This is a genomic window from Desulfovibrio sp. SGI.133, from assembly GCF_050313955.1.
Lineage (GTDB): Bacteria > Desulfobacterota > Desulfovibrionia > Desulfovibrionales > Desulfovibrionaceae > Desulfovibrio.
Genome location: NZ_JBNPMK010000001.1, coordinates 240,496 through 251,979, shown reverse-complemented (window position 1 = coordinate 251,979; position 11,484 = coordinate 240,496). Strand labels below are relative to the sequence as shown.

Below are 11,484 nucleotides of genomic sequence, written 5' to 3'. Positions count from 1 at the left end.
AAAACACGGAGAGTGTCATGACCGAAACTTATGAGAACCGCGTCGCCGATATCGCACGTCGAGCCTCATCCATGCGGAAGACCCTTGTCGATCCCTTCAGGAACGACGATGGCTCTTTCATCATGCCCACGACGCGCGGTGAGCAGGAAAGGCGCAACAAAATCCTGGAAAGTGCCATTTCCGACAGCCACTATTCCATGACTGAAAACGGCAAGATGATTGCCGCCATCCATGCCCGTACCCTTCAGGGGTATGAGCAGAAATATGGCCGCCTGCCATCCGATGACCTGCTGGCTTCCTGCCATAAGGCCGTTGAGAACGCGCTGATGCTCAGCACGCACAAAAAGGATGCCGGCGGTGTATTCGAAAGCGCGGAAATGATGTCCACGACCCAGGGCATTATGATGCGCGACCGTCTGGTCTCCCTCATCCTTCCGGTTTGGTTGCAGACGATTACCGCCAACATGGTCACGTTCATGCCCGGTGAGTTCAACCAGTCCGAGTTCTTCCGCATCAAGCGTGTGGCCGGATCCAAGTTCGGCAGCTTCATCAAGGGCCAGGAGATCGACTACAACTTCTCCGGCCTCTACTCGGTCATGGACCGACGTGAAGAGCTGGGGAAGGGCGATGGATCGACCAAGGACTTTACCTTCACCTCCACCACCAAATACGGCTCTGCCTACCCCTTCAAGCAGAAGCGTACTCGCATTTATGCTGACCGGGTGCTTGTCGCGGAAGATAATGGCTCCGGCGTGATTGCCGGCAGCTTCACGCTTGGTGGTTCCCCCTGCGTGGTGTCCGGCACGGTCGAATATCCCACCGGTGTTGTCAGCGTGAATTTCTCGGTGGCTCCGGCCAGTGAAATGGAGCTGCATGTGGGGTTCGACGTGGACATCGAAGCCAATCCTGAGCTGATTCCCCGCGTCGATCATCGTATGGAATCGCGCACGCTTTACCCCCATGAAAGCGCCATTGCTGGCAATGCGACGGTTCAGGCTATCTGGGCGCTGCGCCGTGAAATTGGTCAGGACATCGAGAACCTGACCATGCAAGCCCTGCGCAACATCCTGGCAGCAGACAAAGACCGTAAGCATCTGAATGACATGTGGTTCCACGCCAAGGATGTGGTCGAGTGGAATCGCACGTGCAGCGAAAGTCTGACCCTGCGCGAGCATTACGAAAGTTTGCAGGCGGCTCTGCTTGAAGTGGATACGAAGCTGATGTCTGGCAACGGCGTGTCTGGTCTTGTGGGTATCGTCGGCGGGACCAGCGCGGTCAATACCTTCCGCTATCTGCCGAACCCCTACTTCCAGCCGGCTCCTGGCTATCGTTCCTCTGCCCAGCCCCACTACGTTGGCCGCGTCTTCGGCCAGTTCGACCTGTACTGCAATCCCCAGATGGAAGACCCCTGGTCCTGCCTGTGTTTTGCCCGTGGTGCGGATTATGGTCAGACTGCCTACGTGGCCGGTGATGCTGTTCCCGCTCTGACCTTCCGCCATCCCATCCTGGGCGATCTCGTGTCCAAGGGGACCATGTGGGATCTTGCCTACCGTGACATGCAGCCGTTCGATGGTGCGAGCTATCTCTGCAAGCTCATCTTTACCGACGCCTAGGAGGTTACGATGAAGCGCTATCATGTAAGCAATAACAGCGGCCAGTCCATCTGCCTTATCGGCCGGCGCCGCATTGATTTCCCGAAGGGCAGCAATGTCATCGTGGATCTTCCCGATGAAACCGTTGCCAGACTGAAGCGACGTTATCCTCTGCTGCGCTTTTCTCCGGTTGAGCAGCCAGCTGCTTCCCAAGAAACAGCTCAGGCTGAGGATAAGCCCGTTAATCAAGGCGCAGGTCCCGAGGATTCCCAAGATGTCTCTCAGGAACGGATGTCGCTGGAAGAGTTCTCCCAAAAAGCCAAAGTCGAGCGGACTGGTGCCGGATGGTGCGCCGTGACCCTGCCCGGGATGACGGAAAAGTGGACGGTGCGCATTACCGCTGAAGAGGGCGATTCTGACGCTATCCAGCGCGCCTATGCCAAGTATTGCGGCAAAGAGGAATAGCGATGAAATCGACCATCACTAACGCTGCGGAAATCACCGTCCTTGAGCCGATCGACAATAATTACAAGACCGGTGGTGGTGATATCTCTGTGGGGGGATGCCTTGTGGTGGCATCTAAAGGAAAGCCCTTCACGCCTATGGCGGTTTATGGAGGCACCACCAACCTCGAAGACAAATTCGGCTCTCCGCTGCCCAAGAAGGCCATGGGGATGGAAGGGCTGCGCCATGTGCATGATGCTGCGGAAGAATGCAGCTATGTCAACGTAGTGCGTGTGGTGAACGCCTTGGGCTACCGCTTCCCATCTTTGACCTTCCTGATCGCCTACGACTCCGAGCAGGAATGGGCTGACGCCGCTGCCTACACTGCGGGTATGGTCGTGTCCAAAGATGGTCAGAAGTGGTTGTGCGCCACTGACCATACGGCCACGGCTGAAAATGCTCCTGGCGTCGAAGGTGGGCAGGAGTGGCTGCCTTTTACCGGCCATTCCATAGCCGGCACCCATCGGTATGACGAAGCTGTCGTTGTCGAGGATGGGGCCTTTATGACCCTGTATCCTATCGACGGCGATGAGTCCAAAAATCGTCGTATCCAAATCTGGGATGTGGATAGCGAGGCAAAGCGCTTTACCATCAAGATCCTGGACAAGGACGCCATGGGTGAGGACTATGTCCTGGAATCTCACATCGTTGGCGTCGATGAGGATGATACCGACGATATGGGGATGTCGGCCTATGCGGAAACTGTCCTGGAACGGGATTCGAGCCTGTTCCGATGCGATTTCCTTGAAGGTACGACCTGGGAACAGGTCGAGCCTGTGCTGAAGGCTGTCGAAAGCACCAGGGTCAAGGAACAGGATTTCTGCTTCGAAGGTGGCACTTCCGGTGGAGATCCGACCATCAGCGACTGGCAGTTGGGCGTCAATGTGTTTCGCAATGAGCGGATCGCCCTGAACCTGCTGTTCGCTGCCGGGATCTATGAGCCGGATGTCATCGTGTCCCTGGATAGCGTGGCCAATGAACGCCATCTGCCATTCTTCTATGACGTCCCGCCTCAGCTCAAGTACGCAGAGGCCATCGCCTGGAATTCGGACATCGGCCTGAAGAGTCGTCATGCCCGGGCCTACTATTCTCCGTATTCCGCCAATGACCAGTGGCGGGGAGGAAAGACGGTGTGGGGGGTATCCGGGGCCATGGCCGCCGCGAAGGCCCGCTGCAACAAAATCGTCACCGTGGGATCCACGCCTGGGGTGCATTACGCCCCTGCGGGGGAAAACCGCGGCTACCTGTCGCGGACGGGGTTGGCCCAGCTGTTCCCCGAAGATCTGCTTAACCGTGATGCGCTGTATGAAGCCAGGATCAATCCTGTGGTGCCTCTGCGCTCTGGCGGATGTGGAGCTGATGACGACCTGACGCAGTGGTTCAAGACAAACTATCTGCGCTTCGGGTGGATCAACGATGTGCTGGATTACATCGACCATCGCTTCTATGAGGGCGCATCTCAGGTGAAGCATGAGCCGGACGGTCTGACCAAGACGTCTCTGAACAACATGATGGTGGATGTCATGGAGCAGCTGGTCACGTCCGGCGCTCTGGTCACGCCGCGAGACCCTGACCGCGATGGCGTCTCTCCCTATGAGCTGAACATCGAGCAGCTTGAGATTGACCTGTGGAAGGTGACCTGGTCTGTCTGCATCACCGGCGCCGCGCGCAGGATCGTTGGTCAGCCGAAACTCATCAAGTAGGACAAGGATATGCCGAATATTAAGTTCGATGATGACTTCATGTTCCCCGTCAGTACGCAGGGAATGAAAAAGGCCGGTATGATTCTTGAGTCTGCCGAGCCTAGTGATACCGACCAGGATCAGGTCACAGATCTTGCTCGCACCCAGGCCAGGATCAACGCCATGACGGCAGTTCTCCAGTGGGTGAGCCTGGAGGACTACTCCTATAATGCCCTGGACGAGCTGGTGCTTGTCGTTGCTGACCTCGATGGAGACTTCGAGATCTCCGAGGAAGAAGAAAACGCCTATAATGCGATTTGGGCTGAGGTTCCCGATGCTCTGCTTTCCCTTGGCTGCGACAAGAAAGATGTCGAGACCTGTGTCAATGGGACCAAGGATGATGCTGATGGCGCCGCTGCCAAGATCGGCAATTACCTGAAAGAAGAGCTGGATACCGTGGAAGCCGATGACGATGAAATCATCACCGGTTTCGCCGTTGGCGAAGAAGCTGTCTTCGAGTCTGCGGCGGGCGATGATGTCCGTATCGGCATTCTGGAAGCGACGTACAAACGCAAGAAGGTCGTGCGCGATGGCCAGGTCGTTACCGTGCGTAAGCGGGTCAGTGGCAAGGTGCGTGTGTCTGCGGCCCAGAAGGCAGCTCTGCGCAAAGCGCGGCGCAAGGCCCATACAGCGGCGGCAAATCTCGCCCGCCGTAAGTCCATGCGTGTGCGTAAACGTCGGGGCCTGTAATGAGCACCGAAGAGGCCAAAGAGGCTAGTGTCAAAACGACAAAGGACGGGGGGGGAGCCTCAGTCCTTGGCAATACTGACAAACGCCTCAGTGATGCCCGAAAGATCTGGATCGCGGATGACCAGACAACGATTGTCGGGGCTTATGGACCAGGCACAAGCATGGAGATCACAGCCAACTGGATGTCTCCGTTCGAAGCCGCGACACTTGGTAATACTCCGCTCAGGACAGGCGCAGCATTCGCTCAGACCATGACCGGAATGACCTTGGTCTCGACGCTGAATACTAGGCAGGCTTGGGAAGGAAATGAGCCGACACGCTTCAATGTGGAGCTGATGCTCTATGCCCTTCGCGATCCAGATCTTGAGGTCATGCAGCCTCTTCGTGCTCTTGAATACATGATTGCCCCTGATGTGAACGATTTTTGGGGCGTTGGCGGCAAGATTGCCAAGGCGTTGCAGCTGAATGTCGCAAACAGGATCATCTATCAGTACCTCGTCCTGGAGAATCTTTCAGCTCCATTCGATAAGGAAATGGATTCTCAAGGAAGATTCGTTCGTTGCACTGTCAATCTGACGCTGTCTACATTAACCATGGTAAGCAAGCAAATGCTCAAAAAAGGCTATGGCGTCAAATCCGAGTATCAGTACGAGGAAAACGCATAGTGCGAGGTAATATATGGCCAATATTTTTGACGTTACGGGGAATGTCCCGAAGATCAAGCAGGGCTATAAAAAACTGCTCGGCCTTGGGGAGGGTGTTTCAGCAGATGAGTTCATCATGCGCTTTGAGGGCAATGATGATATCCGCTGGCTCGTGCAGGCTACGCAGCTTCCGGCCCTTGCGCGTGAAAACATCGAATCATACGGCCCTATCGGCGTGCAATTCAACCAGCAGGGCCGCTTCAAAAACGCCCAAGACATCTCCATCACTATCAAGGAGACGGTCAAGGGCCACGCCTACAAGTTCCTGCGCGAGCTGGTCAAAAACAAGCGGTATATCACCATCTATCTGTCGCTTGCTGGGGAGTCATTCCCGCATGGGAACTCCAGCAATACCGTGAAGCTCGAAGATTGCTGGATCGAGCTTGAGGGGGTGGACCTGTCCGTTGAAGATGGGGCTACCCTGGTTCGGCCTTCCGGCACGATCCACGCCAACTGGGTCGGATGGTGCGATGATGAGACCTTCGATGCTGGCCTGAGCCTGTAGCCATGACTCCGTCAGAACTTCTTGAGGAAGTGAAGGGGCGGTTCGTGGTCCTGTACCACGACGCCCCTGAAGCTCTCGACAGGCTTCTGAGGCAGGCCATGGCCAAATTCCAGGACAAGGCAGGAGTCTTGCTGGAGGTATGGTCAGAGACACCGGTTATCCCTTTGCCGGCCCACTTCAAATCTGTCGCGACATGCTGTGATGCTAAGCGTCGGTATGCCGCTTTTAGAGTGGAAGCAGCGGAAGATGGACAACCAGAGATCCACGTCATCTCTCGTGACAAGCATGAGCCCCCATATTGCATGGTCTACTTTGCCGACCTGCGGTCATGGCCCCTCGATGAAGCCTTGCCCCAAGATTGTGTTCCCCTTCTTGCTGACTACCTTGAGGCCCTGATTGCTCTGCCTAATACGCAGCGCGAGCGGCACGCCTATTTGCTGGCTGGTATGAGCCAGAGTGCCTCAGAGCTGCCGTCTGCCCAGGATCTTCGGATGCGGATCGGTGAGATAGAGCAGGCCATGGAAGAGAACAAGGCCCTGATTCCCCCTGCATCGCATTTTTGAGGAGGGCCGCGATGATAGGTGAATACGGCGGGAGTTCATGGGGCACGTCCGGTGGGCTGCGCGGAGGGGGGACAGAGGATTTCAACAAGCTCCGACTCCTCACGAAAACCCTTGTAAAGACAGACTTCCAAAAGGACTGGCTGTTTCGTCTAGCCATCGATGGCGAACCCAGTGAGTTCGATCTTTTCGTCAAGGATATCTCCTATGGCGTCTTCGAGACCGCAACGGATGAAGAGCAGTATGGTTCAGCTTCGATAGCCTGGCCGACTGCTAACCAGACGATGAAGATCACGATGACAGTCCGCGACCATATCGACGGGCGTGTCCAGGCGTTCCTCAAAGCATGGAACGGCAAGGTGGTTCACTCTGATGGGACCGTCGGCCTTCCTTATGGCCCGGACGGCTATGTGAGAAACGTAAAAATCTACAATCTGACCGAGGCTGGCGGCGAGTCCCTGACCTGTTCCTATGAGATGTACCCCATTCAATGTGGCGAAGTCGCAAGATCGCGCGAGAAAGGGGAGTTCATGGAGTTCACGGCCACTTTCGTACAGTTTTCGACGCTTGTTTTTGCAAGCGGCGCACCTGCCGAGGGATCTGGTACGACACTTTCCGGTAGCCCGGGAAGCAAGGAGACTGAATAATGCTGTGTGAATTTTCCCTCCCTTCGTCCCCTGAGAAAAAAGTCCGGCTGAGGGAAGCCACCGTATCCGATGCCATCGATTTTTCCGGTATCGATCCTGACTGTGAGGAACAGGCTACGACGGTATTTCTCGAACGGGTACAGGAACGTGAAACCTATTCTGACCCCCGGCTTTGGACGGGAGAAGACCGGAGATTCGCGCTCTTTACCTACTTCGTGCATACGGCCAGGGATCGCAGTGTCCCGCTGAAATACACCTGCGGAATTTGTGGCGAAGAACATACGGTCGATATTGAACTGGCCCGCATCATGGATACCTACACCCCCATCCAGGGCAAGGCCTTCCGTGAGTTCGTCCACTATGGGCATAACGTGATCGTACATCCCATGCTCGGGAGAGATTTGGAGCTTCTGGAGACCTACCGCTACGACCTGCGCCTGACAGAGGAGAAGCTGGAGAACGATGGCCTGACAGCGCATGAGCTGCGCCAGCTGACTGAGGAGGTGCGCATGAAGCGTGTCCGCATGGGGATTTTCCGCATCATGTGCTGCATCGATCTGCCTTTCCTGGATGCAAATGCGAGCCCTGAGTCCCGGCGCCCTCAGGTCGAGGCGTATATCAAACAGTTGCCCGCCGGTGAATTTGGTGAGTTTTTTCAAAATGTTCAGGGAAAACTGCGCGAAATGCGCCATGGCTTGAAGTCTGCTTTGATCGACGGGCGAATCTACCTTCAGATTCCTGAGGTACGCTGTGAGGCTGTCCCGGACGCTCCGGGGGTCGTCCTGCACTATCCGTTTCGGCCTTTCAGCATCATTCCTACCCTATAGCGAGCAGGGCTGGAACATCATCATTGAAAACCTGTGCCTGTACGATGGGCAAGACATGGGAGGCATCCTGGCCTGTCCCGTAAGCCGTGTGATTGCCCTGAATGAAGGGGCGCTGCGCAAGGCACGCCTCATTGCTGCGGAGCGGCGAAAAATGCGGAGCTTCCGACGATGACCGAGACTATTCTGGCACGCATCTTTGAACGCCAACTGACCCTGGATCGGAAGATTCAGAACGACGTCGAGCAGGGCCGGTCCTTGTGGGAGGACATGGCCAGATCGCTTGAGGTCATAGCCGCGAATACTGCGCCTGAAGGTCCCAGAGGGGGCCGTGTTGCTATCGCAGAGCGAGCTGCTCCGTCAGGCGGCAGCGGCTTTGCCGGGAAGGTAGACCAGCGTGTCACTTTTAAGCCCCGGTCCACCAAGGTAGTTGAGGGGGCCCCCCGGCAAAAGAAGCAGACGGCGGCATCGGTAGGGAGTGTCGAAAGAAAGAAAAGAGGCGGTACTCGCAGCGGGGCCAGCCTAAATGTGCCAGACCGTCCTGATACCGCCGGCAAGCTGTCTACGAAGGTAGTTCCTCAGGTTGTCGGGGAGAGCCGGGCCCCTGGGGGCACGGAGCAGACCAAGGCCCAGGAACAGATGGCCGTGGCCAGGCAAAAATCCTTGGCACAGCTGCAAGGGAAGAGCTTTGCCGAAAGTGTCATGCCGTATTTCTCCAGGCTCGGGAAAAGCCTTGAAGGCAGAGAATCGCTTGATGAGGCCGCAGGAATTGCTGCCGGCGGCCCCATTTTTACTGCCTTGAAAGAGGTTTCGGACGTCCTTGGAGATGATCTCATCTTCCAGAAGAAGGAAAGGAAAAAAGACCCGCGCCGCGACAAGAACGGCCGATTCCTCCGTAGCTCTCAAACTGCCCAAGAGAAGGAACAGCTTGATCTTGCGGCAAGGTCTCTGTCCTTGGCTACCACAGAAGCAAGGGAGGAAGATCGGCGCCATAAAGAGCTCATCAGAGCCGTGCGTTCCGTGTCTGGTAATGGCGGATCCAGACTGTTGGATCGTTTGAGCAGGCGTGGTTCCCGCGGTCGCGCCGGAAGGGATGGTAGGCAGGTTGACCTGGATCTCGGTAAACCCGATCGCAGAGTAGCCCGCAAGGAGAAAGGTCGCCTGGCCCGTGCCAAGGAGGGCCTGGGAAATCTGCTGCGCGGTAGCGGGCAAAAGGCTGCTAAAGCCGCGACCGTGGCGACTGGCGTTAGCGCTGGATTGATAGCTACAAGTGCTGGTGCCTCAGCACAACGCGCTGAGGGGGCAGCATCAGCTCTTATGGGGCAGGAGGCTCCAGCAGCGGTGAAGGCCGTCGGTGCTCATCCTCCTGCTGCCGCATCAGCAGCAGGAGCCGAGAAGGGAGCAGCATCCATCGTTGGCAAGACTAGCGCTGTCTTGGGAAAAGGCGCCGCTGGTATGACGCGGATGATCCCGGTCATAGGTCAGGTGGTAAGTGCTGGGCTGGCAGTTGTGGATGGTGTCGAGGGCTGGGCAGATAGCCAGATGCACAAAGATGCTTTCGCCTTGAAGGACGGCCAGGAAGCCACAACGGCACAAAAGGCTTCAGCAGCGGCAGCCAATATCCTGGATATGGGAGGTCTCCTTACAGGAGCTGCCAATCTTGTCGGCTTTGACGTGGATACTGCTGATCTGGCCTCCGGTATTTACGGAGTTGGAGAAAGCGTCGGCAACCTTGCCACAAATGCCTGGAACAGCATCACGGGATTTTTTTCAGGGACCTCGGATACCTCGGAAAGCGAGGGGAGCAAAAAAACTGGTGAACATACCGGTACGGTGGCGTCACACTTGGCTGAGGTGCTTACAGGCTCTTCCGATGGAGAGACGGTCAGTCTGTCTCCTGACGGCCAGACAGCCGGTCTGTTTGATGTTCTTTCAGCATCACTTGAAGAATTATCCGATACCATCGCGGAAGAGATTCAGAGCCGAAAAGAAGAAAACGGACTTTTCCCTGAAGTGACGGGGGCTTTTTCCGGTATCGCCCAAGTCATCGGCAACAAAATATCATCCATTGCCGGAGGTGGCGGTGGACGATCCCTAGGGGGAGGTGGCTCAACAAAAAGCTCCTATGTGTACAACCCAAATGCCAAAATTGGGGATGCCATAGCCACGTTCGAAAGTGGCACCGAAGGCGTCAAGAAAATCGGGCATGATGGCACTGGTGGAACGTCCTATGGGAAGTGGCAGCTGTCATCTACCACGGCCAAGGGCGGAGAAGGGTCCATGCAGGCCTATCTTCGTTGGATGCGGAAGCAGGGCGGCGAAAAGAAGGCCATCGCGGAGAGGATCGCGGCAGCCGGTCCGATGAATACAGGCGGCCGGCAAGGAGCGGCGGTCGAGCAGTATCAAAAGGAAGTCGCAGCCAATGCCTCGCTGATGGAAGAGAGTCAGCGGCAATTTCTCATCGAGAGCCATTATGCCCCAGCGATGAATCGTCTTTCCAGCGATGGGCTGCGCAAGAGGATAGAGGGGTCCAAGGCTTTGCAGGAGGCCATGTTTTCTACGGCTGTCCAGCATGGCGCCGGCAGTGGAAAAATTGGGGATGCCGGTGCTGCCAGCATTTGGAATAAAGTCTACCGCGAAGGCATGACGGATGCAGAGCTGCTTCGTGCCGTCTATACCGAACGTGGAACGCGATTCGGTTCGTCCACTGGGGATATCCAGACCAGTGTCCGCAAGCGTTTCGGCCCCGAGATGGATCTCATCGCGTCCATGCGGACGACCGAGCAAGCTGGCAAAAACATCGCTGCAAGCCTGGATATGTCAAAGCCGGCTGGCGCCATCCAGGCTGCTGCCTCAGCCTCGCTGATGGCAAGTACCCAGGATGCTCTGGACCGTGGTGTGGGCTATCGGATGGGGAGCAAGAACAGCCAGCGGGGTGAGATTGATTGCTCAGGCTGGGTCGCCGAAGTCAATCGTTCGCTCATGAACAACGTTAATGCCGCCATGGGAGAGCAGATATATAGCGGCGAGGCCAGAAAGGTGCTTGAGCGTGGGGCCAATGGAGGAGCCGCAGGACTGATCCAGTCTGTGAGTCAGGCGACCGGTGAGCTGCTAGGCAACGCGGATCTGTCTCCAGACAAGATCAGGGCTGGTATGATGATCGGTCTGGATACCGGAGAGCGCGGCTGGGAACGCGGGCGATTTAAGGGCATCGACCATATCGCCCAGACATATGTCGATCCCCAGACAGGCAAGATGATGGTGACAGAGTCCACATCACGCACCGCCAATGGCGGACGTGGGGTGCAAACCATTCCGTATGAGGAATTCTATGCCAAATGGTCCAACCGGGCAAAACTCTACGGCACGGACGTCACGAAACTTGCCGATGCCTCCAAGGTTCCTCAGACGGCATTGGCTCAAGCTCCTGCGGGCTCTCTGGCTCAGCCGGCATCCATGGCCCAGGGGGCTGTGGTCGCTGCGGCACAAATGCCTGTAGAGCGGGCACCGGACTCTGTTGGGCAGATAGCACCGCCGCAGAATACCGGCAACAATACCCTGGAGACAGCCGGTATTGAAAAGTTGCTGCAAGCCATCCTGGAGACCATGAAAAAACAAGGAGGGCAGGGGAGTAGTGGTGGTGACAGCCCCCCGTATATCAGTATGGAGTTTGATGATCCAGCAGCACAGCAATTGGCCCAGTCCTAAGGAGATAC

At 56.5% G+C, this 11,484-nt stretch carries 10 protein-coding genes; all 10 read left to right on the top strand.

Annotated elements, in window-relative coordinates; all coding sequences use genetic code 11:
- The first annotated feature begins 17 nt into the window (after positions 1-17).
- Entirely contained in the window at positions 18-1,613 is a 1,596-nt protein-coding gene (locus ACQRBR_RS01130; RefSeq protein WP_427812073.1) for a hypothetical protein, read from the top strand.
- A 9-nt stretch (positions 1,614-1,622) separates the two neighbouring features.
- The gene (locus ACQRBR_RS01125) at positions 1,623-2,057 is read left to right on the top strand and encodes a hypothetical protein (RefSeq protein WP_303995674.1); all 435 of its coding nucleotides are present in this window, start codon (positions 1,623-1,625) and stop codon (positions 2,055-2,057) included.
- Positions 2,058-2,059: 2 nt separating this feature from the next.
- The gene (locus tag ACQRBR_RS01120; RefSeq protein WP_427812072.1) at positions 2,060-3,799 is read left to right on the top strand and encodes a hypothetical protein; all 1,740 of its coding nucleotides are present in this window, start codon (positions 2,060-2,062) and stop codon (positions 3,797-3,799) included.
- Positions 3,800-3,808: 9 nt separating this feature from the next.
- Positions 3,809-4,528, top strand: a complete 720-nt coding sequence (locus ACQRBR_RS01115; protein WP_427812071.1) for a hypothetical protein — start codon at positions 3,809-3,811, stop codon at positions 4,526-4,528.
- Entirely contained in the window at positions 4,528-5,193 is a 666-nt protein-coding gene (locus ACQRBR_RS01110) for a hypothetical protein (RefSeq protein WP_304008136.1), read from the top strand. The genes ACQRBR_RS01115 and ACQRBR_RS01110 overlap by 1 nt, the downstream gene beginning before the upstream one ends.
- Before the next feature lie 13 nt (positions 5,194-5,206).
- On the top strand, positions 5,207-5,737 hold the full coding sequence (locus ACQRBR_RS01105) for a hypothetical protein (protein WP_427812070.1): 531 nt from the start codon (positions 5,207-5,209) through the stop codon (positions 5,735-5,737).
- 98 nt (positions 5,738-5,835) lie between these two features.
- Positions 5,836-6,300: a hypothetical protein gene (locus ACQRBR_RS01100; RefSeq protein WP_427812069.1), complete on the top strand. Its 465-nt coding sequence runs from the start codon at positions 5,836-5,838 to the stop codon at positions 6,298-6,300.
- A gap of 11 nt (positions 6,301-6,311) precedes the next feature.
- On the top strand, positions 6,312-6,944 hold the full coding sequence (locus ACQRBR_RS01095) for a hypothetical protein (protein WP_427812068.1): 633 nt from the start codon (positions 6,312-6,314) through the stop codon (positions 6,942-6,944).
- A complete protein-coding gene (locus ACQRBR_RS01090; protein ID WP_427812067.1) occupies positions 6,944-7,771 on the top strand; it encodes a hypothetical protein in 828 nt (275 codons plus the stop codon). Before ACQRBR_RS01095 ends, ACQRBR_RS01090 begins: the two co-directional genes overlap by 1 nt.
- A 636-nt stretch (positions 7,772-8,407) precedes the next feature.
- Entirely contained in the window at positions 8,408-11,476 is a 3,069-nt protein-coding gene (locus ACQRBR_RS01085) for a hypothetical protein (protein WP_427812066.1), read from the top strand.
- Positions 11,477-11,484 lie beyond the last annotated feature (8 nt).

Bases quoted from the DNA above. Each gene is read 5' to 3' on its own strand.
- ACQRBR_RS01130 (WP_427812073.1), top strand. From the start codon at position 18: ATGACCGAAACTTATGAGAACCGCGTCGCCGATATCGCACGTCGAGCC.
- ACQRBR_RS01125 (WP_303995674.1), top strand. From the start codon at position 1,623: ATGAAGCGCTATCATGTAAGCAATAACAGCGGCCAGTCCATCTGCCTT.
- ACQRBR_RS01120 (WP_427812072.1), top strand. From the start codon at position 2,060: ATGAAATCGACCATCACTAACGCTGCGGAAATCACCGTCCTTGAGCCG.
- ACQRBR_RS01115 (WP_427812071.1), top strand. From the start codon at position 3,809: ATGCCGAATATTAAGTTCGATGATGACTTCATGTTCCCCGTCAGTACG.
- ACQRBR_RS01110 (WP_304008136.1), top strand. From the start codon at position 4,528: ATGAGCACCGAAGAGGCCAAAGAGGCTAGTGTCAAAACGACAAAGGAC.
- ACQRBR_RS01105 (WP_427812070.1), top strand. From the start codon at position 5,207: ATGGCCAATATTTTTGACGTTACGGGGAATGTCCCGAAGATCAAGCAG.
- ACQRBR_RS01100 (WP_427812069.1), top strand. From the start codon at position 5,836: ATGGCCAAATTCCAGGACAAGGCAGGAGTCTTGCTGGAGGTATGGTCA.
- ACQRBR_RS01095 (WP_427812068.1), top strand. From the start codon at position 6,312: ATGATAGGTGAATACGGCGGGAGTTCATGGGGCACGTCCGGTGGGCTG.
- ACQRBR_RS01090 (WP_427812067.1), top strand. From the start codon at position 6,944: ATGCTGTGTGAATTTTCCCTCCCTTCGTCCCCTGAGAAAAAAGTCCGG.
- ACQRBR_RS01085 (WP_427812066.1), top strand. From the start codon at position 8,408: ATGGCCGTGGCCAGGCAAAAATCCTTGGCACAGCTGCAAGGGAAGAGC.